This is a genomic window from Halomarina halobia (assembly GCF_029338575.1).
Lineage (GTDB): Archaea > Halobacteriota > Halobacteria > Halobacteriales > Haloarculaceae > Halomarina > Halomarina halobia.
Map to the genome: position 1 here is coordinate 309,478 of NZ_CP119993.1, position 24,967 is coordinate 334,444.

At 67.8% G+C, this 24,967-nt stretch carries 22 protein-coding genes; 12 read left to right on the forward strand and 10 right to left on the reverse strand.

Annotation, left to right across the window (positions count from 1 at the left end; translation table 11 throughout):
• Positions 1–73: 73 nt before the first annotated feature.
• Positions 74–1,051, forward strand: coding sequence for a cyclase family protein (locus P1K31_RS16945; RefSeq protein ID WP_276306496.1), 978 nt, complete (start codon positions 74–76; stop codon positions 1,049–1,051).
• Here P1K31_RS16945 and P1K31_RS16950 read toward each other — a convergent pair whose 3' ends face one another.
• Both P1K31_RS16950 and P1K31_RS16955 read right to left on the reverse strand, forming a co-directional pair.
• The gene (locus tag P1K31_RS16950; protein WP_276306497.1) at positions 1,052–1,858 is read right to left on the reverse strand and encodes an enoyl-CoA hydratase/isomerase family protein; all 807 of its coding nucleotides are present in this window, start codon (positions 1,856–1,858) and stop codon (positions 1,052–1,054) included.
• Positions 1,855–2,706 carry a 3-hydroxyacyl-CoA dehydrogenase family protein gene (locus P1K31_RS16955; protein ID WP_276306498.1) on the reverse strand — a complete coding sequence of 284 codons (852 nt, stop codon included), beginning with the start codon at positions 2,704–2,706 and terminating at the stop codon, positions 1,855–1,857. Before P1K31_RS16955 ends, P1K31_RS16950 begins: the two co-directional genes overlap by 4 nt.
• A gap of 424 nt (positions 2,707–3,130) precedes the next feature.
• Here P1K31_RS16955 and P1K31_RS21955 point away from each other — a divergent pair, with 424 nt between their 5' ends.
• From P1K31_RS21955 to P1K31_RS16975, 5 genes are all read left to right on the forward strand, one after another.
• On the forward strand, positions 3,131–3,646 hold the full coding sequence (locus P1K31_RS21955; RefSeq protein ID WP_368410920.1) for an FAS1-like dehydratase domain-containing protein: 516 nt from the start codon (positions 3,131–3,133) through the stop codon (positions 3,644–3,646).
• Positions 3,639–4,067 (forward strand): MaoC/PaaZ C-terminal domain-containing protein, encoded by a 429-nt coding sequence (locus P1K31_RS21960; protein ID WP_368410921.1) that lies wholly within the window; start codon positions 3,639–3,641, stop codon positions 4,065–4,067. Before P1K31_RS21955 ends, P1K31_RS21960 begins: the two co-directional genes overlap by 8 nt.
• A 71-nt stretch (positions 4,068–4,138) precedes the next feature.
• Complete coding sequence (locus P1K31_RS16965; protein WP_276306499.1) at positions 4,139–4,624, forward strand: Lrp/AsnC family transcriptional regulator; 486 nt, start codon at positions 4,139–4,141, stop codon at positions 4,622–4,624.
• 51 nt (positions 4,625–4,675) lie between these two features.
• On the forward strand, positions 4,676–5,260 hold the full coding sequence (gene rdfA / locus P1K31_RS16970) for a rod-determining factor RdfA (RefSeq protein ID WP_276306500.1): 585 nt from the start codon (positions 4,676–4,678) through the stop codon (positions 5,258–5,260).
• A 9-nt stretch (positions 5,261–5,269) separates the two neighbouring features.
• Positions 5,270–7,108, forward strand: a complete 1,839-nt coding sequence (locus tag P1K31_RS16975) for an archaea-specific SMC-related protein (protein ID WP_276306501.1) — start codon at positions 5,270–5,272, stop codon at positions 7,106–7,108.
• Between the two features lie 274 nt (positions 7,109–7,382).
• Here P1K31_RS16975 and P1K31_RS16980 read toward each other — a convergent pair whose 3' ends face one another.
• Together P1K31_RS16980 and P1K31_RS16985 are read right to left on the reverse strand one after the other, a co-directional pair.
• Entirely contained in the window at positions 7,383–8,645 is a 1,263-nt protein-coding gene (locus tag P1K31_RS16980) for an MFS transporter (protein ID WP_276306502.1), read from the reverse strand.
• 386 nt (positions 8,646–9,031) lie between these two features.
• Positions 9,032–9,811 (reverse strand): DUF7260 family protein, encoded by a 780-nt coding sequence (locus P1K31_RS16985; protein WP_276306503.1) that lies wholly within the window; start codon positions 9,809–9,811, stop codon positions 9,032–9,034.
• Positions 9,812–10,605: 794 nt separating this feature from the next.
• Here P1K31_RS16985 and P1K31_RS16990 point away from each other — a divergent pair.
• The gene (locus P1K31_RS16990) at positions 10,606–10,956 is read left to right on the forward strand and encodes a nuclear transport factor 2 family protein (protein ID WP_276306504.1); all 351 of its coding nucleotides are present in this window, start codon (positions 10,606–10,608) and stop codon (positions 10,954–10,956) included.
• 84 nt (positions 10,957–11,040) lie between these two features.
• Here the strand turns inward: P1K31_RS16990 and P1K31_RS16995 are convergent, their stop codons facing one another.
• Positions 11,041–12,717, reverse strand: coding sequence for an aldehyde ferredoxin oxidoreductase family protein (locus P1K31_RS16995; protein ID WP_276306505.1), 1,677 nt, complete (start codon positions 12,715–12,717; stop codon positions 11,041–11,043).
• Positions 12,718–12,880: 163 nt separating this feature from the next.
• Between P1K31_RS16995 and P1K31_RS17000 the strand changes: the two genes are divergently transcribed.
• The 3 genes from P1K31_RS17000 to P1K31_RS17010 all read left to right on the forward strand — a co-directional run bounded on the left by P1K31_RS17000 (position 12,881) and on the right by P1K31_RS17010 (position 16,872).
• Positions 12,881–14,479 (forward strand): N-acyl-D-amino-acid deacylase family protein, encoded by a 1,599-nt coding sequence (locus P1K31_RS17000; protein WP_276306506.1) that lies wholly within the window; start codon positions 12,881–12,883, stop codon positions 14,477–14,479.
• Between the two features lie 561 nt (positions 14,480–15,040).
• The gene (locus tag P1K31_RS17005; RefSeq protein WP_276306507.1) at positions 15,041–15,805 is read left to right on the forward strand and encodes an IclR family transcriptional regulator; all 765 of its coding nucleotides are present in this window, start codon (positions 15,041–15,043) and stop codon (positions 15,803–15,805) included.
• 71 nt (positions 15,806–15,876) lie between these two features.
• Positions 15,877–16,872 (forward strand): LLM class flavin-dependent oxidoreductase, encoded by a 996-nt coding sequence (locus P1K31_RS17010; protein WP_276306508.1) that lies wholly within the window; start codon positions 15,877–15,879, stop codon positions 16,870–16,872.
• 12 nt (positions 16,873–16,884) lie between these two features.
• On the opposite strand, the gene P1K31_RS17015 is transcribed toward P1K31_RS17010, so the two are convergent.
• Together P1K31_RS17015 and P1K31_RS17020 are read right to left on the reverse strand one after the other, a co-directional pair.
• Positions 16,885–17,661, reverse strand: a complete 777-nt coding sequence (locus P1K31_RS17015; protein WP_276306509.1) for an SDR family NAD(P)-dependent oxidoreductase — start codon at positions 17,659–17,661, stop codon at positions 16,885–16,887.
• Between the two features lie 96 nt (positions 17,662–17,757).
• The gene (locus P1K31_RS17020; RefSeq protein WP_276306510.1) at positions 17,758–18,417 is read right to left on the reverse strand and encodes an isochorismatase family protein; all 660 of its coding nucleotides are present in this window, start codon (positions 18,415–18,417) and stop codon (positions 17,758–17,760) included.
• Between the two features lie 146 nt (positions 18,418–18,563).
• Here P1K31_RS17020 and P1K31_RS17025 point away from each other — a divergent pair, with 146 nt between their 5' ends.
• On the forward strand, positions 18,564–19,355 hold the full coding sequence (locus tag P1K31_RS17025; RefSeq protein WP_276306511.1) for an enoyl-CoA hydratase/isomerase family protein: 792 nt from the start codon (positions 18,564–18,566) through the stop codon (positions 19,353–19,355).
• A 29-nt stretch (positions 19,356–19,384) separates the two neighbouring features.
• On the opposite strand, the gene P1K31_RS17030 is transcribed toward P1K31_RS17025, so the two are convergent.
• A complete protein-coding gene (locus tag P1K31_RS17030) occupies positions 19,385–21,361 on the reverse strand; it encodes a 3-hydroxyacyl-CoA dehydrogenase/enoyl-CoA hydratase family protein (RefSeq protein ID WP_276306512.1) in 1,977 nt (658 codons plus the stop codon).
• 120 nt (positions 21,362–21,481) lie between these two features.
• On the opposite strand from P1K31_RS17030, the gene P1K31_RS17035 reads away from it, so the two are divergent.
• The gene (locus P1K31_RS17035) at positions 21,482–22,708 is read left to right on the forward strand and encodes an acyl-CoA dehydrogenase family protein (RefSeq protein ID WP_276306513.1); all 1,227 of its coding nucleotides are present in this window, start codon (positions 21,482–21,484) and stop codon (positions 22,706–22,708) included.
• Between the two features lie 126 nt (positions 22,709–22,834).
• Here the strand turns inward: P1K31_RS17035 and P1K31_RS17040 are convergent, their stop codons facing one another.
• The gene (locus P1K31_RS17040; RefSeq protein ID WP_276306514.1) at positions 22,835–23,890 is read right to left on the reverse strand and encodes a phosphotransferase family protein; all 1,056 of its coding nucleotides are present in this window, start codon (positions 23,888–23,890) and stop codon (positions 22,835–22,837) included.
• Positions 23,891–23,988: 98 nt separating this feature from the next.
• Positions 23,989–24,849: an HpcH/HpaI aldolase/citrate lyase family protein gene (locus P1K31_RS17045; RefSeq protein WP_276306515.1), complete on the reverse strand. Its 861-nt coding sequence runs from the start codon at positions 24,847–24,849 to the stop codon at positions 23,989–23,991.
• Positions 24,850–24,967: the final 118 nt, after the last annotated feature.

Below are 24,967 nucleotides of genomic sequence, written 5' to 3' on the forward strand. Positions count from 1 at the left end.
ATCGCCGGACTCGCGGCGACGATCGCCGCCGAGCGTTCCGGCGGGCGCGATCCCGGGGTCGCGGGGCGATAGGATGGTCGACGTTTCGGAACTGCTCGCCGACGCGCCGGACAACTGGGGTCGGTGGGGCGACGACGACGAACTCGGGGCCCTCAACTGGCTCACGGCGGGCGAAGTCCTTCGCGGCGTCGGGGCAGTCGAGACGGGGGAGACGTTCACTCTCGGCGTTCCCATCGGTGCATCCGACGGGGACCCCGTCTGGCCGACGCGCGCGCCGGCCGGCCACTACGTGACGCAGGACCAGGGAACCATCGACGCGGGCAAGCGGGACCGCGAGCCGTTCGGTCACACCGGGTCGGCGGACGACCTGGTCCACCTGCACACCCACGGGACGACTCACCACGACGCGCTCGGCCACGTCTGGTACGACGACCGCCTCTACAACGGGTTCGACGCGCGGACGACGAACGGCGGTCTCGAGCGATGCGGCGCGGAACACGTGGCAAACCACGGGATCGTCGGCCGGGCCGTCCTCGTCGACGTCGCGCGTTACCGCGGCGTCCGCGCGCTCGACGCGGACGAGCGGATCACGCTAGAGGAACTCGAGGGCTGTCTCGACGAACAGGGCGTCGAACTCGGCGGCCGAGAGATACTCCTCCTGAGAACGGGGTGTCTCGACTACTTCTACGCCGAGGGGGCCGACGCGTTCTACGACCGCTACGGCGATTCCGAGCGTTCCGACGCGCTCCTCGAACCCGGGATCACGTACACGCCGGAGGTGGTCGAGTGGTTCCGCGACAACGAGGTCCCCGCCTTCTGTGCCGACACGATCACCGCCGAGCAGACGCGCTCGGAGGAGACGGGGACGCTCATCCCGCTGCACCCAGCGCTGTTGCGCGATCTGGGCGTCGTGATCACGGAGCTGGTGCGGCTCGACGCGCTCGCCGAGGCCTGTGCCGCGGACGGGCGCTACGAGTGTCTGTTCGTCAGCGGCCCGCTCAAGATCGTCGGCGGGACGGCCGCGCCCGCCAATCCCGTCGCGATCCGGTGACTATCGCCCCTCGAACACCGGGTCTCGCTTCTCGAGAAACGCCCGGACGCCCTCCGTCTGATCCTCCGTCGAGAAACACATCGAACAGAGGTCGACCTCCGTCCGACGGCCTTCCTCGAGGAACTGCCGACTGGACGCCAGGACGGCTTCCTTCGCGTATCGGAGGGCGACGGGACTCTTCTCGGCCATCATACCCGCCAGCTCCTCGGCCTTCCCGTAGAGTTCGTCGTCGGGGACGACGTGGTCGACCATGCCGTACTCGCGGGCGGTCTCGGCGTCGACGAGACGCCCCGTCAGGACGAGATCCATCGTCAGCCCCTCGCCGATGAGGCGGCGGAGGCGCTGCGTACCGCCGCCGCCCGGGATGATACCGAGGTTGATCTCCGGCTGTCCCAGCCTGGCGCTCTCGCAGGCGACCCTGACGTCGCAGGCGAGCGCCATCTCGCAGCCGCCGCCGAGCGCGAAGCCGTTGATCGCCGCGATGACGGGCAGCGGAAACCGCTCGACGTCCTCGTAGATGGCGGGCACCGCGAGGACGTCCCGCTGGTCCTGCGGCGTCCTCCCCTCGAAGTCGTCGATGTTCGCGCCCGAGACGAACGACTTGTCGCCGGCACCGGTCAGGACGACCGCCCGGGCGTCCGTCTCGTGGAGAACGTGTCCCAGCGCACCCCGGAGGTCGTCCTTGACCTCCTCGGTGAGCGAGTTGCGCTTCTCCCGGCGGTCGATGGTGATCGTGGCGACGCGGTCCTCGACCTCGACGCGGACGGTGTCGAGCGTCTCGGGATCAGCGGACGGGTAGGCGCTCATCGCCCGCCCTCCCAGTCGTAGAAGCCCCGCCCGGTCTTCTTCCCGAGGTCGCCGGCCCGGACCATCTTCCGGACGATCTGCGGGGGGCGGAACCGTTCGCCGAGTTCGTCGGCGAGCGCGTCGGCGATCTCGAGGCGGACGTCCCAGCCGTTGTAATCGCCGAGCTTGAGCGGTCCCATGGGGTGGTTGTAGCCCAGTTCCATCCCGCGGTCGATGTCCTCGGCCGAGGCGACGCCCTCCTGGACCATCCGCGCGGCCTCCATCCCGAGCGCGACGCCCAGCCGCGACGTGGCGAACCCGGGGAAGTCGTCGACGAGAATGCTCTCGCGGCCCACGTCCTCGGCGAATGCCTCCGCGCGGTCGACCGTCTCGTCGCTCGTGTGATGACCGGTGATCAGTTCGAGGAGCTTCATCTTCACGGGGGGGTTGAAGAAGTGCGTCCCGATGACCCGCTCGGGATGCTCGGTCGCGGCGGCGATCTCCGTCACGGGAAGCGATGACGTGTTGGTCCCGAGGACGACGTCGGGTTCGGTCTCCGCGTCCAGTTCCTCGAAGACGGACTGCTTCAGATCCATCCGCTCGGGGACCGCTTCGACGATGAACGTCGCCTCGACCACCTCGTCGAGGTCGGTCGTCCCGGTGACGCGCGCGAACGCGGCGGACGCGTCCTCGATGATCCCCCGATCCTCGGCGGCAGCGAGGCCGGTCTCGATGCGGTCGAGACCCGAGGCGACGAGGTCGTCCTCGACGTCGCGGAGGACGACGTCGAAGTCGTACTGTGCACAGAGCTGGGCGATGTTGCTGCCCATCGTTCCGGCGCCGATCACACCTATGGCTCGTTCTGCCATACCAGTACGACCGACCAGCCTCGTTAAAAACGTTGTCCAACGGTCCCCGCGACGGCGGTGTTTAGTTACGTGATTGCCGGTCAATCAGCCGCCGCGGGTGGGACTGAAAGGGGCGACGGTCTCGATGGCTGCGGCTCGCTGCGATCCTCGGACTTCGTCCTGCGGTTCTTGCGTCGCCTCGCTCATCGAGACCGTCGGGGCTTTCGAGCGGTTCTTCCCGCCGAATTCGCTCGAACCGGCTTAACTAAACACTACCCCCGCGACGACAGCAGCGTTTATCACCCCGCGGGCAGAGATACGGGCGTATGTCATCCGGCAAGGGAACCGTTCCGCCCCGCGTCGACGCGGGGCGGCGTCGAGGTGCCGTCAGTTTGTCCGAGCCCGCCGAACGACCGGTGGCCGCTCCGGACGCGGTCGGGGGAGCGTGCTAGTGCCCTCGCGCTCGCTCGCCGAACTGGAGGCGCTGGTCGGTACCTCCGTCGTCACGGCGGAGGACCTCACCGTCGAGGCGGGGAAGGTAGAGGAGTTCGCCCGCGCCATCGGGGACGACAATCCCGTCTACCGCGAGGAGGCCGTCGCCGCGGACCGCGGGTACGACGCGGTGCCGGCACCGCTCACGTTCACGCGCACGACGCTGTTCCCGCGCTACCGGCCGGCCGGCGTGGACAGCTACCGGGGGTTCGACCTCGGGTTCGACCCGGAGTACTCGGTTCACGGCGAGCAGGCCTACGAGTTCGAACGGCCGCTGCTGGTCGGGGACGTCCTCACGGGAACCACGACCCTGACTGACGTCTTCCGTCGCGACGGTTCCCGGGGCGGGACGATGACGTTCGCGGTGCTCGAAACCGAGTACCGGGACGCGGACGGCGAGCTCGTGGTGACCGAGGAGGCGACGATAATCGAGACGGGGGGAGCCATCGCGGAGGAGGTCGATGGCTGAGACCGAACGGCCCTCGGCCGCCGACGTGACCGTCGGCGACGCGCGCGAGCTCACCGTCTCCGACCTCGAACGCCGCGACTTCGTCAGGTACGCGGGGGCCAGCGGCGACTTCAACCCCATCCACTACGACGAACCCTTCGCGAGGGAAGCCGGCAACCCGAGCGTCTTCGCGCAGGGGATGCTGACCGCGGGGTTCGCCTCGAAGCTCGTGACCGACTGGTTCGGCGTCGGTGCCGTCCGCACCTTCGAGACGCGGTTCCGATCGCGGGTCTTCCCCGGGGAGACGGTCACCGTGCGCGGGGAGGTGATCGAGGTGACGGTCGGCGAGCGCGCGACCGTCGCGTTGGACGCGGTGAACCAGGACGGCGAGGCGGTGCTCACCGGGGAGGCCGTCGTCGACGTGGCGGGCGACGGCGGGTGAGTTCCGTCGAGCGCGCGAACCGGCGGTACATCGGCAACGGTTTATCACCCCGGCGTGTGAGTGGTGGCCACATGTCCACGGGAAAGATCGGCGACATCGACGAACTGGATCGGCTCATCCTGAAGGTTCTCGCCAACGATCCCCGCGCGCCGTACTCGGACATCGCGGAGGCGATCGCCGAGGAGGGACACGAGATGTCGAGCGAGGGGATCCGCTACCGCGTCTCGAAACTGCTCGATCAGACCTCGATCTTCTTCCTCCTGTCGCCGGGCGGTCACGACTGGGAGATCGTCCGCCTGGCCATCTCCGTCTCCGACGAGCCCGGCGCGAAGGAGGCGGCGTTCGAGGCCGTCTCCGGGATGCCCTTCTGGCTCGTCTGCCGCGGGGTGGGTAGCTACGACCTGTACGCGGCGGCGACGGCGCCGTCGAACGTGGAGGTCGACTCGCTGCTGCGCGAGGTCGAGGAACTCGACTCGGTCGTCGGCGTCGACTACTCCATCGAGACCCAGCGGGACACGAACGTCGACGACTACCTCTCGCCGGAACAGCTCTCCTGACGTCCCCCGGGGACCACAGGGCATAACTTCCGTCCGGTCTAACCGCTCTCGATGGCCGAACACGGCTGTAAGGTCTGCCGGGTGCTCGACGAACGGGGGATGGAGCGGTACGAACGTCGCATCGTCGAACAGTGGCGGGCGGACCGTCCCCGGCGGAAGGGGTACCGGCAGCTCGCGACCTGGCTCAACGTGCTGATGCTGCGACGCGAGATGGACCGGGCCGGCCTTCCGACGCTCGGGGAGGAGCCCGCCTCGAAGTACGACCGCCTGACCGCCGACGATACGGCCGTCGCGGCCGAGGTGCGCGATCGGCTCCGTGACGGCGGTGTCGACGTCGACTCGCTGGAGCGCGACTTCGTCTCCTACGGCGTCGTCCGCACGCACCTCAAGGGATGTCTCGAACTGGACCGCGAACGGGAGTCGACGGAGTGGGAACCCAGGGCCATCGAGATCACCCGATCGCACGCCGAACGGAAGGCGGAGGAGGCCGTCCGCTCGCTCGTGAACAAGGGCGAGATCGCCGCCGAGGGGGACGTGACGGTTCACGTCTCCGTCGAACTCGAGTGCGAGGAGTGTCACGCGCGGGTTCCCGCGGAGCGCGCGATCCGCCGTGGTTATGTATGCGCCGAACGATAGTGCTTCCGTATGAACACGTTGGGCATCCGCGCCAGGAACGTCGGCGGCATCGACGAACTCACGCTGGAACTCGACGGGCAGACCAACGTCGTCTCCGGACGGAACGCCTCCAACAAGACGTCACTGCTCGAGAGTATCGCGTTCGGACTAGGTGCGCGGAGCGTACCGATACGGAGCGGGGCCGACGAGGCGAGCGTCGAACTCACCTACGACGGAACGACGGTCGAACGGCGCGCCCAGCGGACCCGCGACGGCACCCGTCGGCTCGGCGACGGCTGGATCGAGGGCGACGACGCGCTCTTGCTCGAACGGTTCGGGTCGCTGCTCGAAACCAACGAACTCCGGGTCGCCGTGGCGACCGGCGGTGACGTCGAAGCGCTACTGAAAGAGCCGATGGACATCGAGGCGATCGAACGCGAGCAGTCGCGCGTGATGGATCGACGCCGACGGCTCGAGGGGGAACTCGACGAACTGGACGACGTCGATCAGCGACTGTCGACGAAACGGGACGCGCTCGAAGAGCAGCGGGGGCACCTCACCGACCTCGAGGATCGCCTCGCCGCCCTCCGTCGCGAACAGGAGTCGGGCGCGACCGACGACGAACTGGGGGAACTCCGCGACCGTCGCGCCGACCTCCGTACGAAGCGTGAACAGTACGAACGACAGCGCGAGAACGCGGCCGAAGCGGTATCGCGGTTGGAGGACGACCGCGCGGAACTCGTCGAGGAGATCACCGAGGCGGAGGCGGCCGCAGCGGAGTACGATCCGGGGGCGTTGAAACGGGAGCGCGACCGGATCCGTTCGGACCTCGACGACGTCACCCGGCGCATCGAGGTGCTGCAGTCGGTACTGACGTCGAACCGGGAGATGATCGGTTCGGGGTTCACCGGCGCTCTCGGACGCGACTCGGGGGTGATGGGCGACGAGGTGACCTGCTGGGCCTGCGGGCAGCGCGCCGGCCCGGACCACTTCGAGGAGACCGTCGATCAGCTCCAGGGACTCATCGCGGACGACAAGCGACGCGTGAAGGATCGAGAGCCGGAGATCGAAGAGCTCACGCGGCGCATCGAGGCGGCCGAGGAGGCGAGGAGCGACCTCGAACGCCTCCAGTCGCGGAAGCGGGACGTCGAAGATCGACTCGAGAGCAGGCGCGACTCGCTCGAGGAGACGAAGAACCAGCTGGAGTCGGTGCGCGGGGAGATCGAGGCGCTGGACGACGAGATCGCCGACGTGAAGGCCACGCGGAACGACGAGCAGGCCGACGTCGCGACCGAGATCGAGGAGACGCGGGTCGAACTCGGGACTCTGCGCCGCGACGTGGAGCGTCTGGAAGCGGCCTGTGAGACCCTGCGCGAGAAGCGGGTCGAGCGCGACCGGAAGCGAGAGCGCGTGGAGGAACTCACCGAGGAGATACGGGAGCTGACGGACCGCATCGAGAACCTCGAGACCGAGCTCCGCGAGACGTTCAACGACGCGATGGACGACCTCATCGAACTCCTCGAGTTCGAGCGCATCGATCGGGTGTGGCTCGACGGCGACTTCGACCTCGTCGTCGTTCGGGAGGTGGACGGGACGACCCGCCGCGACGGCCTCGAACACCTCGCCGAGAGCGAACGCGAGATGATCGGGCTCGTCCTCGGCCTGGCCGGGTACGTCGCCTTCGACGTGGCCGAGGTGACGCCCGTCCTGCTGCTCGACTCGCTGGGCGCGTTCGACGCCGAACGGACCGAACGGCTCATCGACTACTTCGCCGAGCGAACGGAGGTTCTGGTCGCCGCCGTTCACCCCGAAATGGCGGCCGAGTTCGACTTCGAGACCATCACGTTCGAGACGCCGACGACGGTGTAGGGTCCGTACGGCCGTCGTCCGTGGTTCGAGTGCCGGTGAGCGGGACGGCCCCGACGGTCGATGCGATCGCTTCGGAGCGAGGCGGCGCGGTCGTCGGCGGGCGGCCGGACGAGGAGCGGCCGCGCCGCGAGACGCCCGACGGTCGCGGCGTCCGCCGATCACTCCTCGTGCACTGGCCGGCACACAGCGGCCATCCTCCCCGCGGATGAATCCCTGCGACGTCGACGCGGCGCGTCGCTACGGCGTGGAGGAGAGCGGACGAAGCTATTCGAGTTCACGCGTCCCTGACCCGACCGGTCACTGAATCGGCGTAGACGGGGGGTGACGCCCGGGCGACTGCCAGACAGGCGACGCCGACCGCCGCACAGAGGAGGCCGGTCGCCGCCACCGTCCAGCGAACGGCCGCGACGAACCCCAGCGCCCCGGCGAGGTTGGCGACCGCGATCCCCATCACCAGCGGGGCGACAGTCGCCGCGATCCGGCCGAGCGACGCGCCGACGCTGACGAGGCCCCCGCGAAGCGACGCGGTGAAGCCGGTGATGACGCTCCGGTAGAGCGACAGCGAGACGCCGAACCCGGCACCGACGCCGACGCCTCCGACGAGGGCGACCGGCAGCGCCGGCGCGAGTCCGATGACGGCGAGGCCGACGCCCATCGAGAGGGTCGCGCCGACGAGCGGCCACAGCCGCGACTCGAACAGCGCGGTGATGCGCCCGGCCTGCGTGGCGGCGCTCGCGTGCACGATGCTCGTCACCGCGACGAGGATCCCGGCCTGCTCGGGGGACCCGTCGACGGCACGGACGACGATGAAGGAATTGTAGGTGAGGAAGGCGATGTAGAGGAAGTTCGGGACGCTCCTGCCGACGAGAACCGCGGCGATCCGCGGCTGACTGACGAGGCGCAGCAGCGCCCGGGTCTGGCCCCGCTCGCTCGTTCGTCCCCGCCCGGGCGACGACGGCTCCTCGAAGTAGCGCCACACGAGTACCGCGACCGGAAACGGGAGGGCGTACAGCAGGAAGGGGACGTTCCACGCGACGGACACCAGCACGCCCGCCAGCAGCGGGAAGACCATCAGGGTGAGCCCCGAGGTGGCAAAGCGGATCCCCTGAGCCGTCGCTTCCTCGCCCGCCTCGTAGAGATCGCCGAGGCTGGTGACGATCACCGGCGTGAGGCCGGCGAAGCCGATACCCTGGAGGAACCGTAACGCGAGGACGGCCCGGAAGTCGGCCGTGAACGCCAGGCCGGTCCCGCCGACGCCGAAGAGGAGCAACCCGACGAGCAGCACCGGCTTGCGTCCGACACGGTCCGAGAGCGCACCGACGAGCGGGATCAGGACGATGCTCGGTGCGGTGAAGGCCGTGATCATCAACCCGATGCGCGCCTCCGAGACGGCGTAGGGGCTCGTCAGCGCGTCGAGGAGCGGCGAGACGAGCGCCGTTCCGAGCGGCGGGCTCAGGTTCGCGAGCAGGAGCAGTCTGAACCCCCGGTCGTCGACGATGGCGGCGTCGTCGCCGAAGAGCGTCGTGAGCGACGGCACCGTCAGCGGTCGCCCGCGGGTTTCGACGCCCCGCCGACAGTCGTCGCTCCGTGACCGCGCGAGCTCTCATACGGGCGGCCTCGCACGAACGTACGTGATCTCGACGAGGGGGCCGAGTCGATAACGAAGTCGTTCACACCCCCTCCTGGTAACGTTCTCCCATAACTCAACCGGTAGACGAGTCCGAAGGCGCGCGGCCGTGAACTCCGACCGAGATTGCTCGGACCGTGACCCGTCGCCGGTTTCGCGTCCGGGGTTCGGAATCCGGTGAGCTGCGTGCCACCCCCCGATCCCGACGAACTCGGTGAGAGAGGGGGACAGACCGCAGAACCGGTCGGATCCCTCACGGAGGGCGGTCCGGCCCAGGAGCGCCTCGACGGCGCCGGTCAGGTGGGGGCACTGCCCTCGCGGTCGAGTCGGCGACGTACCGCGTCGATGTCGCGCTGTAGCGAGACGGCGACGGTGAGCACCGGGTACGTCCAGTCGTCCGGGCCGTCCGCGTAGAGATACGCGCAGAGGTCGTGGCCGTCGATGTACCGGGAGACCGACCGCTCCTGAATGCGGTGCTGGCGGGACTCGACGAGCCGGGCGCACCGGTCGGCGAGCGCGTCTACCGTCTCTCGCGCACCGTTCGTCGCCGTCGTCGTCGTCGTCGTCGCTCTCTCGCTGAGCTCGGAGAGTCGGGTGACGATCTCCCGACCCTCGGCGCGAGCGTGGTCGAGCGAGGCACGTTCGGCGTCGAGGACCTCGAGAAACGCCCGGCGATCGTGTATGGCGCGTTTCACGCCGGTCACGATCGCCCGGTGTAACATCGGGGTCACCGGGACGTCGTCCCGGAGGGCCGCGGCGATGCCGGGGCCCAGTTCGGCGGTGAGGTTCGTCGCGATCGGTTCGTCGTACACCGCATCGTAGTGCCCGACGGCCATCACGGTCTCGCGGTACGCCGTCCGGATCCGCGTCGCCGCGCTCGATCGGGGAGCGGCCGCGGATCGTTCCCGGAGTGACGGTGAGGCGGTCGGTCCCTGCGACCGGCCGGGCTCGGGTTCGAGTCCGACGACGCGCTCGGCGAACGATTCGAACGCGGCCCGTTCCGCGCGCACCTGAGCGCGTTCCTCGTCGAGCAGGACGCGGGCTCTCTCGATCGGTGCGAGCGTGTGGCGATGCATACTGGGACGGTCGAATGCTCGAGGTGGTCACCGGACGGTACTCGTCGGCACGTCGGATACGCGACGTTAACCTCTCGACTCCTGTGAGGGCGCGTACGATTGCCACGCAAATCAAGGTTGCCGTTGAATCGGATGTCCCAGTCATTGAGTATAGTCTAGGTCTATAGTTGTTGAGTATAGTCTAGGTAGTTCGACCCCGACCAGACGGATAAATACGTCCCGCCGCCCGTGCGAACAACGTCGGCCGTAGCGTGACACCGGAGGGACGATCGATCGAAGATTACTACTAATCACTCAGTAATGAACCTGACCCTAATCGATGATTTTCGTAAGAGTCCGGAGAGGGCAGGGCGTTAGACCGTTGGTGCCGCGTCCCTTCGGCCCGTACCTGAGACGGAGTCGTCAGCGAGTTCAGGGTAGTGCGCGTGAGGGTGTCTCTTCGACGCGTCTAGGACGCCACGCGTGTGTCCCTCTACCCACGGGCGGAACCGCCGGCGACGACGAATACGAAACGCTCCTCTCTCGTTTGAAGAACCACGTGAGACGGTGGATAAACCGCAATCGAGTCGTCTGTCCGGAGTGCCTCCGGTGAAGCGGCAAGGACAACTTCTGCGCGGGATAGGTAGCCCAGTTCGCGTTTCCAGTTTCGACCGAGAGATGATCACCGACGCGTCCGTTTATTCGTGTCGGTTTCGAGTAATTACTTATAAACATTTCGTGTCTTCGACCGATCATGTACGGTCGTAGCGGTGTAATAGCAGTTATTACGGTTCGATTCGACGTTCGGTCGGACCATGACGAGAGAGCGACGGGACCAACTGATCGACGCTTACTTCGCAGCGATGGACAATGATAACTTCGAACTGGTCGAGCCGGCCATCTCGGAAAATATCCGCTTCGAATCCGCCAGCGGTAGTGTATCGAGTCTCGAAGGATTCCGCGAGTACACTGAGGAGAGTCGGATGATCTCCGACTCGGTGCACGAGGTGACACGTCGAATCCATGCGGAGAACGCATCCGTCTGTGAGGGGAACGTACGGGGGCAGACCCCAGAGGGCCCCATCGAAGGTGCGTTCTGTGACGTGTTCGAGTTCGACGATGACGAGGAGCGCGTCACGAGGATCTCCGTATACACGCGAATGTAGAGGGACAATCCGGGCGATTATCCGTCGGGACTCTCACTCCGACCCTGATAAACCGTCCCTGCGAGCGGAACGGGGGCGTATACTTCAGTCCCCGGACGCCCCGACGTCGCTCCCTGGGACGACCCCGTCTTCGGTCCAGCCGCGAACCTCGTAGTAGCGGTCGAGTCCCTCCTCGAACCCCTCCAGTTCGTAGGGGAGGTCCTCGTCGGCTCCGCGGTTGAAACCGCGCTGGTTGTTGAACGCCCGCTCGAGTTCGACGACGCGGTCGCCCACCTCGAGTAATTCCTCCCACTCGGCGTCCAGGAGCGCCGAGAACCGCTCGGGCGTCATCTGACCCCGGGAGAACCGACAGACGACGCCGCAGTCTTCGAGGGCGCGGGTGTTCTCCAGCTCGACCAGCTTCTCGGCCTTCTCCGACGTCACGCCCTTCGGATCGAACGCCTCCTCGCGGGGGACGAACGGATACTCGTAGGCGTAGAACGTGGCGTACATGTGATCGGCGCCACGGTTCGCGGTGGCGAACGAGAGCCCCTGGCCGTTGAGCGCGCGGCCGTCGTGGGCGGGAAATTCCATGCCCTTCACCGACCAGTTCTCGACGCCGAGCTCCTCGTGACAGCGGGCGACGCCCTCCGCGAGCGTGTCGCCGATCCCCTCGCGGTGAGCGATATTCTCGACGAGTTCGTCGACCAGTTCGGCGTCTCCGAACGCGTCTTCGCTGGCGAGATAGGCCGCGACCGTATCCCCACAGGAGATGGTGTCCATCCCGTACTGGTCACAGCGCTCGTTGAACCGCATGATGTCGACGATGTCGTCGATGGCACAGTTGCCGCCGAACGCCATCAACGTCTCGTACTCGGGCCCCTCGGTTTCGAGCCCCGTCTCCTCGTCCCGGGTCGGCAGTTTGCAGGCGAACGCGCACGCGGAGCAGGTGCCCCTCTTGTACTTCTTCGATTCGACGACGTCGCCGTTGATCTTCGAGGCCCCCTCGAAGGAGCGCTCGCTGAAGTACCGCGTCGGGAACGCCTCCACCTCGTTACCGAGGTCGACGACCGAGGCCGTCCCCTGGCGCTTCATGACGTGATCGGAACTGGCGGCGTCGCGGTGGATCTCCATGGCCTCCGGCGGGATCTCGACGGAGGGCGACGCCGAGCCGTCGAACGTCACCACCTTCACGTTCTTCGAACCGAGGACGGCACCGAGCCCGCCGCGGCCGAAGGCGCGCGACTCGCTCGTCATGACGCAGGCGAAGCGGACCAGGTTCTCGCCGGCCGGCCCGATGCAGAGCGTGTGTTCGGAGCCGAGGTCGTGCTCGTTCTCGGCCCATTCGACGACCTCCGAGACCTCTGCGCCCTCGAGTGCCGTCACCTCCTCGAATTCGACACCGTCGTCGCGGACGTGGATCGCGATCGGTTCGTCGCTCGCGCCGACGATCTCGACGGCAGCGACGCCGGTGGCGGTGAAGTTCCGCGAGAGAAAGCCGCCGGCGTTCGACGACAGCAGCCCGCCGGTCAGCGGCGAGACGCTCGTCGCGTTCATCCGACCGGTGAAACTCATCTGCGAGGCCTGCATCGGTCCCGTGGTGAAGTATATTCGGTTCTCCGGGTCGAACGGGTCGACGTCGGTCGGGATCCGCTCGGCCGCGAGCTTCGTCGCGACGCCCCGACCGCCGATGAAGGCCTCGAGCACGCCGTCGATCTCCGTCCGCTCTGCTGTCCGGTCGCCGACGTCGACTGTCAGGAGCGGGCCGTTCAGGTGTCGCATGGTGTAGTCTGGAACTCCCGGAGAACTTAGTTGTAACTCCCGCGGCCGGCGAGACGGGAGTCGTCGGTCCGCGGACGTGCCCGAGGGTCGGGCACGTCCGGTCCCCCTATTGATAGGTGCCTGATAGAAAGGGAGAAATACCGACCCGTGAAACACCTGCCACATGCCGGTGGACATCGAACTCGTGAACGCGCGTATCGTAGACGGTACCGGTGCTCCCTGGTTTCGCGGAACGGTCGGCGTCGAGGGGGGTCGCATCGCCCACGTCTCCCGCGAGACGGAGAGCGAGACCGCAGCGACCGAAACCGTAGACGTCGGCGGTCTGGTCGTCGCACCCGGGTTCATCGACACGCACTCCCACTCGGACCTGCAGTTGTTCGCCGATCCCACGCTCGCCCCGAAACTCCGCCAGGGGATCACGACGGAAATCCTCGGTCACGACGGGTTCTCGATGGCGCCGATCCACGGGGACGACCGGATCGAGGAGTGGAAGACGCAGGTCAGCGCGCTCACCGGCACCGTCGACGTGGAGTGGACGTGGGGGGATATAGGGGAATACCTCGACGCCGTCGAGGAGAACGGCGTCGCGCCCAACGTCGCAACGCTCGTCGGCCACGGGACCGTGCGGTTCAACGTCGTGGGGATGGACGACGGCGAGCCGACGGGTTCCGAGGTCGAGGAGATGAGGGAGCTCGTCGCGCGGAGCCTGGAAGCCGGTGCCATCGGCCTCTCCTGCGGGCTCATCTATCCGCCGAGCAGCTACGCCGGGACCGACGAACTGATCGCGGTCGCCGAACAGCTTACACCGTACGGTCGGCCGTTCGTACCCCACATCCGGAGCGAGGGGCGGTGGATCTGGGACGCGCTTTCCGAGTTCGTCGAGATCGGGAGCGAGGCGTCCGTCCCGCTGCACCTCACGCACTTCAAGATGGCCGGCTCGAAGCAACACGGCAAAGCGGACCGCGGGCTGAGCATCATCCAGGCGGCCCGGGAGCGCGGCGTCGATATCACGGTCGAGCAGTATCCGTACACCGCAGCGAGCACGAAGCTCTCGACGGTCCTTCCCCCGTGGGTGCACGCGAATCCGCGAGACGAACTCCTCGAGACGCTGCGCGACGAGGACGCCCGGGAGCGGATGAGGCGCGACATCGAGGAGTGGCGAATCGAGGGGTGGGAGAACTTCGGCGCCCTCGCGGGGTGGGAGAACATCGTCGTCACCAACGTACCCTCCGAGGCGAACGCGCACCTCGAGGGGATGACCGTCGCGGAGATCGCCCGAGAGCGAGGGCGACATCCGGTCTCGGCCGTGTGTGATCTACTCGTCGAGGAGGAACTCGGCGTGAGTATGTTGTTACACCTGCTCGCGGAGCGGGACGTCGGAGAGATCCTGTCCTTCGAGCACGTGAACGTCGCGACGGACGGGCTCTTCGGGGGGACGCCCCATCCCCGGGTGTACGGATCGTTCCCGGAGGTACTCGGGCGATACGTGCGGGAGCGGGACCTGCTGACGCTCGAGGAGGCGATCCGAAAGATGACGTCGCTCCCGGCGCGAGCCATGGGCTTCGAGACGAAGGGGATCGTCCGGCCGGGGATGGACGCCGACCTCGTCGTATTCGACCCCGACCTCGTCGAGAGTCCGTCGACGTACGAGGAGCCGAAACGTCGCCCACGGGGGATTCCGCACGTCCTCGTCGACGGGGAATTCGCCGTTCGAGACGGTGACGTCGTGGGCAGCACGCCGGGCGACGTGATCCGGATGTAGCGAGCAGGTCGCGCGGCCGATCCGCGCGGCTTCCGCGTCGAGGACGACGGTGTACGTAGCGACGTCGAGGACGCTTTCCGACCGACAGGCGCGTTCCGGCGGGACGGATGCGCCCTCGCGGCAGCCGATGTTCCGGTATTACCGAAGTGAGGGTCGGCGGACGGAGAACGGCCGCGACCGACGGCGAAGGACCCGTGACCCCCGACCCAGCCGAATACGCGTAACCATCACCGAAACGAAACACTACCGTATCCCGGTCCCGCTACGATTTATAACGCCAGTATGATTGTTACACCTGGCTCCGGTATACGCGATGTTTCGTGACAGATCGTACCGCGACACTACACGTGACATTCTACGATTATCGCCGCTCTCACGGCGTGGTTCGCATAATTTGTCAGAGAAAGTAGCGGCACTCGTTCGTACGCGAGAGTGACCCGTGGATGTCACTCGTCGGACCGGACAGCGAACTGGTGCGCTCTCGCTCGCCCCGTGGCGACCCGGAACTAGCGTTACGGATATACCGGAACGATAATGGTGTCGCGTGTCGCGTGTACTCGTATGACGAACACCGTCCGATCGCTCCGGCGCGCCGATCGACTCGTCGAGTGGCTCGTCGAGTCCGAGATGGCGTCGGTCACAACGATGGCCGAGGAGCTTGACATGCCCCTGAGCACGGTCTACGACTACGTGAGGACGCTCGAGTCGTTGAACTACCTCACGAAGCTACCGGACGGTCGGTATCGGGTGAGCACCCGGTATCTCAAGATCGGAAACGAGGTGCGCCACCGGTACGAGGTGTACACCGTCGCGGAACCCGAACTGACGGAACTGGCTGCCGACACGGGGGAGTACATCGCGTTGATGATAGAGGAGGGCGGCCTCGGGGTCATCCTCAGCATGAAGGAGGGGGAGATGGCCTCGCACGTGAAGATCCACCGGACGTACGCCGGAACGCGGACGCGGCTCAACACGACCGCCACGGGAAAGGCTATTCTCGCACGGCTCCCCGAGGAGCGGACGCGGCACATCGTGGACGAGTACGGCCTCTCGTCGAAGACGGCCAACACGATCACCGATCCGGACGAGCTGTTCGAGGAGCTGGAGCGGATCCGGAACGTGGGGTACGCGATCGACGACGAGGAACGCTTCGAGGGAATGCGCGGTATCGGCGTTCCCGTCGTGAGCAAGCCGGACGAAACAGTCGGGGCTATCGGGCTCTACGGTCCCGCACATCGCCTCACCGACACCGTGCTACGCGAGGACCTTCCGGAGCGGATCCTCGAGGTGGCGAACGTCGTTCAGGTCAGCCTCACCTACTCCTGATCGATCCATCCCGACACTCCGGTGGACGGAGCGGGGGAGGATTCAAGTCTCGATGGGCCGACTCTCGAACGATGTCCGCCATCGGACTCGTATTACCGGATGAGTTCTCGCACTTCTCGCTCGACCAGACGCTCCACTTCGCCGAGCGGGCCGACGACGCCGGGTTCCACTCGGTCTGGAAACAGGAGGCGTCGGGGTCGAACGGTCTCCTCACGCTCGGGGCGATCTCCCAGTGCACGTCCGACGTTCGACTGGGGATGGGCGTCGCGAGCGTCTTCTCCCGGACGCCCGCGCTGCTCGGGATGAGCGCGGTCACGCTCGACCGACTCTCCGACGGTCGCGCCCTGCTCGGCCTCGGCGTGAGTTCGCCGCCGCTCGTCGAGACGTGGCACGGTACGGAGTTCGAACGGCCGCTCCGTCGCATGCGAGAGGCGATGGAGATAGTTCGGCAGGTCACCGCCGGCGGCACCGTCGAGTACGAGGGGGAGGTGTTCGACGTCGGTCCCTACTCGATGGCGCTCGATCCGCTCGGCGACGTTCCGCTACTCAACGCGGCCATCGGTCCGACCAACAGGCGGCTCACCGGCGAGTACGCGGACGGGTGGCTCCCCGGGTTCACCCCCCTGTCCGCGTTCCGGGAGAACCTCTCCGACGTCCGCTCGAGCGCCCGGAAGACCGGGCGCGACCCCGACGACCTCCTGGTGGCGCCGTGGGTCCCCACGGCGGTCGACGAGGACCCCGACCGGGCCGAGTACCTGGCCCGGTACGTCCTCGCCCAGGAGATGGCCATGGGGTACAACGAGCAGGTCGGCGAGTACGGGTTCGGCGACGCCCCCGACGAGGCCCACGATCGGTTCCGCGCGGGCGACCGCGAGGGTGCCATCGAGGCCATCAGTCGGGAGATGCTCGACGACCTCTCGGTGTACGGCACCCGGTCCGAGGTCCGCGAGCAACTAGGGAGGTGGTACGAAGCCGGTGCCGACGTCGTCGTCGCCATGCCGTCGATGGCCGCGTCGTTCGAGGAGATACTCGATCTCCTCGACGCCCTCGGTCCGGACGATCGGTGAGTCGGCGGCGAGTCACCCGCGGACGTACCCGCCGTTGACGCTCAGCGTCTGGCCGGTGATCCAGTCGGCCGCGTCGCTCGCGAGGAACGCGACGGCGTCGGCGATGTCGGTGGGCTGCCCGAGGCGATCGAGGTCGTAGGAGTGCTCGATCATCCGCTCCCGATACCGTTCGACCACGTCCTCGGTCGCGGGGGTCTCCGTGGTGCCCGGCGAGACGCAGTTCACCCGGATCCCTTCCTTGCCGACCTCGTGCGCGACGGTCTTCGTCAGCGAGACGTTGGCCGCCTTCGCGGCCCCGTAGACGGCCAACCCCGGGTCGTTGCCCTTGTACGAGTCGCTGGCGAAGTTGACGATCGCCCCCGACCCCTGATCGATCATCTGCGGGAGGGCCGCGTGCGTGCAGTTCATCGTCCCGAAGAAGCAGACGCCGACCCAGAACGCCCACTCGTCGGGTTCGGTCTCGAGGAACGGCTTGGCCTCCGTCAGCCCCGCGTTGTTCACGAGCACGTCGAGGCGGCCGAACTCGGAGACGGTCGTCGCCACGAGGTTCCGGGCGTCCTCGTACTCCGTCACGTCCGTCTCGACGACCTCGACGGCGGCGTCGTACTCGGACGCTATCTCGGCGGCCGTCTCCGTCGCGGCGTCGACCGCGACGTCAGCGACGACGACGTCGGCACCGAGGCCGGCGAACGTCTCGGCCACGCCCCGGCCGATCCCCTGCGCGGCTCCCGTGACAACCGCTACCTGCCCCTCGAAGTCTATCCTCTCGGCAGTCGTCTGCGCTCTCATGGGCGGTCCGATACTGGCAATCGATGACGAATAAACCTTCGGTGCACCCGACCGGTGGCGCGGGCGAGGACGTCGCCGCCGGGACCCGACGACCGCTCAGTCGCCGTCCGGCGCGGAGGTCCCCGCGTCCGCACCCGCGAGGTAGTCGACGACCTCGCCGACGGGTCGGACGTCTCCGTACTTCGCGTCGATGTCGAACAGATTGGCCTCGTGCGGTTCTCGCGCGCGGTCGCCGACGGCCTCCTCGGGAACGATGGCATGGAAGCCGTGCGAGCAGGCGTCGACGACCGTCGCACGGACGCACCCGCTCGTCGTACAACCGGCGACGACCGTGGTGTCGACACCGAGGTAGTTCAGCATCGAGTCGAGTTCCGTCTCGTGGAACGCACTCGCCTGTCGCTTGTCTAGCACGTGGTCGTCCTCGTCTACCGCGAGGCGAGCGTCGAGATCGACCCACTCGTCCCCCTCCGTGAGCGTCGCCAGACTCGGCACCTTCTCGCCCCAGACGCCGAGGTCCCGCGCGTCGTTGTGCCTGGTGACGATGCGCGTCAGCACGACCGGTACGTCCCCCTCGTGGGCCGCGTCGAGGAGCGCGTTCGTCCGCTCTACGACCCGCAAGAGGTCGCTGCCGAGCGGATTCGTCTCGTCGGTGAAGCCAGTCTGAAGATCGACGACCAGTAACGCCGGCGCGTCGCCGTATCCGACCCGATTGTCCATCCCGGCGCGCTCGTAGACCGCCGTCCTGTCCTGAGTCATCACTCGACACGTCGACGGGGGGAGTGTTAACCCTTGACCTCGCCTGAACGACGACGTCACAGGTCGCCCCCCATCCCGACGACGGTCGGTCCGAGGAGTCATCGAGGAACAGCTATTACTCCGACCCTCCGTATCCTTCGGATGCCATGTCCCGTGAGTACGACGACATCGACGTGGCCGTCGGGGACGACGGCCGAGCGGTGCTCTCACTCGACCGTCCTGATTCCCTGAACGCGCTCAGCGACCGGATGGCCGACGAGATCCTCGACGCGCTGAACCGAGTAGAGGAGGACGACGACGTGCGTGTGCTGGTGGTTCGAGGGCGCGACGGGAATTTCTGCGCCGGCGCGGACGTGGGGTCGCCCCCCGCCGAGACCAAGCCCCACCAGCAGACCCGCCGGTTCCGCCGGCTCCGGCGGCTGTTCGACCGTCTCGAGGGGTTCCCCCGACCGACGGTGGCCGCCATCGAGGGGTACTGTCTCGGCGGCGGGTGCGAACTGGCGTGCTGCTGCGACACGCGCGTCGCCGCCGAGAGCGCGACCATCGGCGTCCCCGAGATCACGCTCGGCGTCATTCCGGCGGGCGGCGGCACCCAACGGCTCTCCCGGCTCATCGGCCTCTCCCGGGCCCGGGACATGATCCTCCGCGGGAAACACCACGACGCGGCGACGATGCGGGAGTACGGATTCGTCCACGAACTGACCGACGACGAGGGGTTCGAGGACGCCCTCGAGGCGGTCGTCGAGGAGTACCTGGTGCGCCCGCCCGTCGCGATGGAACTCGCGAAGCTGACCGTCAACGGCGGTTTCGAGGCGTCGCTCGCGTCGGGACTTGAGATGGAGGCGCTCGCGACCGGCGTCGTGTTCGGTACCGACGACGCACGGGAGGGGCTCGAGGCGTTCCGCGAGAACCGTGCGCCCGACTTCCGGGGCGAGTAGTGGGGGTAATTCGGTCGCGTCGGCTGAGCTCAGCGCTGCCAGGACGGCGACTCCTTGTTCAGAAACGCCGCTAGCCCCTCCTCGGCCTCCGCGGACTGGCTGCGCGTCACCAGCGTGTCCAGCCCGCGGTCGAACCACGCATCGAGGAGTTCGTCCTCCATCCCGATCCAGAGCTCCTTCACGTCCGCGACGGCCCCCGGACTGGACGCCGTCGTCGCCCGGGCCAGTTCGCGGACGACGTCCTCGACCTGCTCGCTCTCGACGGTGTAGTTGACGACGCCCATCTCCTCGGCCTCGCGCGCCGACAGCTGCTCGCCCGTGAGCGCGAGTTCCATGATGGCCTTCTTCCCGAGGCTCGTCCGTCCGTAGGTGAGCCCGATCGGCGGGAGCGCGCCGATCTTCGCCTCCGGGAGCGCGAAGTCGCTCCCCGTCGACGCGACCGCGAGGTCGCTCAGCAACACCAGTTCGCACCCGCCGCCGTTGGCGACGCCGTCGACGGCGGCGATGACCGGCTTCGGGTGCTCGCGCAGCGCCCGGACGGTGGGCGCTAGCGTCCCCTCGACCATCTCGCGGGCGTCGTCGGTGGACTCCCAGCTCAGGATCTCGCCGATGTCGTCGCCGGCGCAGAAGGCCCGTCCCGCCCCTCGAAGGACGGTCGCACGCACGTCGTCGTCCGCGGCGGCGCGTTCGAGCGCCGCCCGAAGCCCTTCCCAGCTGGGCTCGTCGAGCGCGTTGAGCCTGTCCGGGCGGTTCAGCGTGATCCACGCGGTGTACTCCCGGCGCTCGTACCGGACGGTCTCGAACCGCTCTCGCTCGTACTCCCACCCGTAGAAGCCCGACCCGGAGGCGAGGCCGACCTCGTCGTTCTCGACCATCTCGCGCAGGAGCGGATGGGGTTCGTACTCCGCCCACCCCGAGCGCTCGCGGAGCGTTTCGAGCGTCTCGACCAGCCGGTCGACGCCGTACTCGTCGGCGAGTTCGAGGAGACCGCGCGGCCAGTTCATCCCGATCCGCATCGCCTTGTCGATCTCGTCCCGCGTGGTGACGTCGTTTTCGAGCAGCCACGCAGCCTCGTTGACCGCCGGCGCGAGCAGGTGCTTGGGGTCGAAGCCGTACCGCAGTTCGCGGGGAATGTCGACGCGAGAGTACGCCCCCGCCTCGGGGTACTCGTAGAACCCCTCGCCGCTCTTCATCCCGTAGGTACCGGCCTCGGTCTTCTCGACGAGCAGGTCGGGGACGTGGAGGTCGACGCCCCGCTCGGCCATCGAGCGGGCGGCCATCGTGGCGACGTCGATGCCGCTGAAGTCGAGCACCTCGAACGGTCCCATCGGGAGGCCGAGGCGGCGAGCGGCGGCGTCGACGGTCTTCGTGTCCGTGAGGCCCGCCTCGACCTGCCGGACGGCCTCGAGCCAGAACCGGAGGTTGATGCGGTTGATGAGGAACCCGGGGACGTCCCGCTCGACGAGTACCGGCGTCTTCCCGACGCTCTCGCCAAGCTCGCGGGCGGCGTCGAACACCTCGTCGGCGGTGTGCTCGCCCCGGATGACCTCGACGATGGGCATCAGCTGCACCGGGTTCGAGAAGTGCATCCCGACGACCCGCTCCGGCCGGCCGGTCGCCTCGGCGATCTCGGTGATCGGGAGCGTGCTGGTGTTGGTCGCCAGCACCGCGCCCTCCGGCGCCAGGTCGTCCGCGGTCCCGAACACGTCCCGCTTCAGCCCGATGTCCTCGGGGACCGCCTCCACGACGAGGTCCGCGTCGGCGAACGCCTCGTCGGCCCCGGTCGTCGGCTCGATGCGCCCGAGGACCGCGTCCGGGTCGTCCACGTCGAGTTTGGCGAGGCTCCCCTCGATCCGCTCGAGCGCCGTCGATAGGACCTCCTCGTCCACGTCGTTCAACACGACATCGTACCCCGCGGTCGCGAACGCCTGGGCGATGCCGTGGCCCATCGTCCCGCCGCCGACGACCGTGACGGTGTCGATGTTCTCCGATAGGTGTCGACTCATCTTGCTCGTCTGCCGTGACTCCCGGCGGCGGTGTTATACTTTTCCCCCCGCGAAACGGACGGGGCCGGCGTTTCCGCGCACCCGCACAGTTATTACAAACGGTACCAAACGCCATGGTGTATGCGTGGCGACCGCGACTTCGAGGAGTACCGGGAGGCGATGCTCGACTACCTGTGGAACGACGTCGACCCCTACGCCGAGGAGTGGGCCGAGACGGGGGAGTTACCCCGGGAGGAGCGCTGGGGGGAGTGGCAGGAGATGGGCTTTCTCGGCGCGATGGCCCCCGAGGAGTACGGGGGGCTCGACCTGACCCACCGGGAGTACGTCGAACTGGAGAAGGAGTGGGCGAAGGTCTCCGGTGGGCTCCGGGTCATCCTTCACGTCCACAACACGAACGTCGAACTGCTGGCGCACGTCGGCACCGACGACCAGCGGGAGCGCTGGCTCACCGAGATCGTCGAGGACGGCGCGTCGTTCGCCTTCGCCCTGACCGAGCCCCACGCCGGGTCCGGAACGGACATCAAGACCAACGCCGAGCGGGACGGCGACGAGTACGTCCTCAACGGCGAGAAACACCACATCACCAACGCCGACTTCACCGAGTACTTCAACGTCATCGCCCGCACCGAGAGCGGCTTCTCCATCCTGGTGGTCCCCCGGGACGCGGAGGGGTTCACCATCCGGGAGATGCCCGAGACGATGGGGAGCCACGGCTCTGAGCACGCCTACCTCCACTTCGACGACGTGCGCGTCCCCGAGGCGAACCTGCTCGGCCGCGAGGAGGGCAGCGGCGTCCGGGACGCGGTCGATCACCTTCGGGTGAGTCGCATCTACATCGGCGCGAACGCGCTCGGCATCGCAGAGCGGTGTCTCGAGGAGTCGGTCGACTGGGCGAAACAGCGGGTCACCTTCGGCAAGCCCATCGCGGAGCGCCAGGCCGTCCAGCAGTACCTCGGGGAGATGGCCCGGGACGTCTACGCGCTCCGACTCGCCGTCGAGGACGCCGCCCGGAAGGTCGACGAGAACGGCCGGGCCGGCATCGAGGCCGACCTCTGCAAGCTGCTGGCCAAGGACGTCACCCAGCGGGTCACCGACAACGCCATGCTGGTGTTCGGCGGGCTCAGTTACTACCGCGAGGTACCCATCCAGCGGTTCTATCGCGACGCTCGGCTCAACTGGCTGGAGGAGGGCACCCCCTCCATCCAGCAGATCACCGCCGCGAGGAACCTGCTCCACGGGGAGTACCCCTACGAACTCGACGAGCAGGCCGTCGCACACCTCAACCACGCGCCCGACGAGTACGACCCCGAGGGCGGCGACGACTACAGGCTCTCGTACGAACTCTGAGTGGACGCGGAACGCGAACGACCGCAGTCCAGTCCCGCGTCGACGTCGATCTCGACGACCGCGTCGCCGTCTCCTCCTCGGTCACCCGTTCCGGAGGGGTGTGTAACGCTGTCTCCCACCGCCGGGTCAGACCGTCCGCTTGCCGTCGACGAGCGCCTTCGCCCGGCGGCAGATCCTCGGGACGAGCGTCTCCATCTTCGGGTAGAGGTCGTCGTCGCTGTTCCCGTTGAGGTACCGGGCGTAGAACATCTCGCAGACGGCCGCCAGCATGTAGAGGCCGAGGACCACGTAGAACTCCCGGTGGACGAACTCGATGCCCGACCGACGTTCGTATCGGTCGATGAGCGCCTCCCGGTCGAGGTAGCCCGGACGGTCGATGAACGTCGGCATCAGCTCGTCGCTGAGCGGGTCGACGTCCCAGTAACAGAGCATCCAGCCGACGTCCCTGAGCGGGTCGCCGAGCGTCCCCATCTCCCAGTCCATGACCGCGTTGATGCGCGGCGGCGTCCCCGGCGCGAACATGACGTTGTCGAGCTTGTAGTCGCCGTGGACGAACGTGTGTTCGTACGACTCGGGGACGTTCGCCGCGAGCCACTCGCCGATCTCCCCGACGTGCGGGACCTCGCGATCCTCGCGGGTGGTCTCGTAGGCCCAGTCGAACTGCTTGCCCCACCGCTCGACCTGCCGCTCTGTGTACCCCTCCGGTCGGCCGAGGTCGCCGAGCCCGACCGCCTCGTAGTCGAGCGTGTGGATGGCCGCCAGCGTGTCGATAAGCTCCTCTGCGATCCGCCGGCGGTGCTCCGGCGTGGCGAACCGGTCGGGTTCTCGGCCGCGGATGACGTCGCCGTCGAGCCGTTCCATCAGGTAGAACTCCCCGCCGATGACCGAGGCGTCGTCACACGCCAGCACCGGCGTCGGCACGGGGACGTCAGTCCCCTGAAGTGCGGAGATGACCCGGTGCTCGCGGAGGACGTCGTGGGCGCTCTCGGCGGTCTCGCCGGCCGGCGGTCGACGCATGACGAGGTCGCGCTCGCCCCACGTGACGAACAGCGTCTCGTTCGAGTGACCCTCCGCGAGGTGTTCGACCCGATAGCGGTCGGCCTCACCGAGCGTCGACGTCAGGTAGGCCCGCAGCGTGTCCTCGTCGACGAGTTGGTCAAGGTACGTTTCGTTTCCCGTCATGTTCCCTGGTCGATGCAGGAGCCACGGCGGTTTAACTCTGACTCCGCGTGGGGGAGCCATCGGTCGGTTCGGACCCCTCGGACGGTCGTCGCGCGGCCTCACTCGGCGTCGCGGTCGACCGCCCGCGCCCGCGCCAGGAGGGCGCGCTGCTGATCCACCACGGGTTTGTCGACGAACGTTCCCTCGAACTCGATCAGGCCGGTGTCGTCGCCGGCCGCCTCGAAAGCCTCTACGAGCCGCGTCGCGCGCGCCACCTCCTCCTCGGAGGGGGTGAACACCTCGTTTATCACCGCGGTCTGGTCGGGCGTGACGGCCGCCTTCCCGTCGTACCCCAGCATCCGCGCCGTCCGCGCCTCCTCGCGGAGCCGGGTGTCGTCCCCGGTGTCGAGGACCACCGTGTCGAACGCCTCGAGGCCGGCGGCGCTCGCGGCCATCGCGACGAGGTAGCGGGGCGGGTAGACGTCCGTGTCCGGATCGAGCACGGACATCCCCATGTTCGTCTGGAAGTCGATGGACCCGAACGCGAGCGCGGATAGCCGCGACGTCGAGCGGGCGATGCGGTGGGCGTCGAGCACGGCACCGGGGCGTTCCAGCAGCGCGACGAGCGACGCGTCGAACGACGCCTCCGCGAGGGCGTCGGCGACTATCTCCAGTTCAGTCCCGTCGCGGACGTCGGGAACCAGGAAGGCGTCCGGCGCTGTGTCCGCCCGGACGAACGCTTCGACGTCGTCGAGCCCGTGGGGCGTGTCGAGCCCGTTGATCCGGACCACGCACCGCGTCCGCTCGTCGGCCCACCCCCCGACGGTTTCGACCGTCGAAGCGCGGGCCGCTTCCTTGGCAGTCGGACCCACCGTGTCTTCCAGATCGAGTATGAGACCGTCTGCGTCCGAGCGCATCGCGGCGTCGAGGCGGTCCTCGTCGTCGCCGGGGACGAACAGGAGGCTGCGTGCGGGCTGCATGGGTGATCGTCCACAGCCGAGCACTTATCTCCTTTGTCGGGCCCGCGGGACGGACAGCCGCCGATCCGAACCGCTGATCCCACCGGTCCCGCACGTGCGGCCGGAAGCCAGCCCGTCG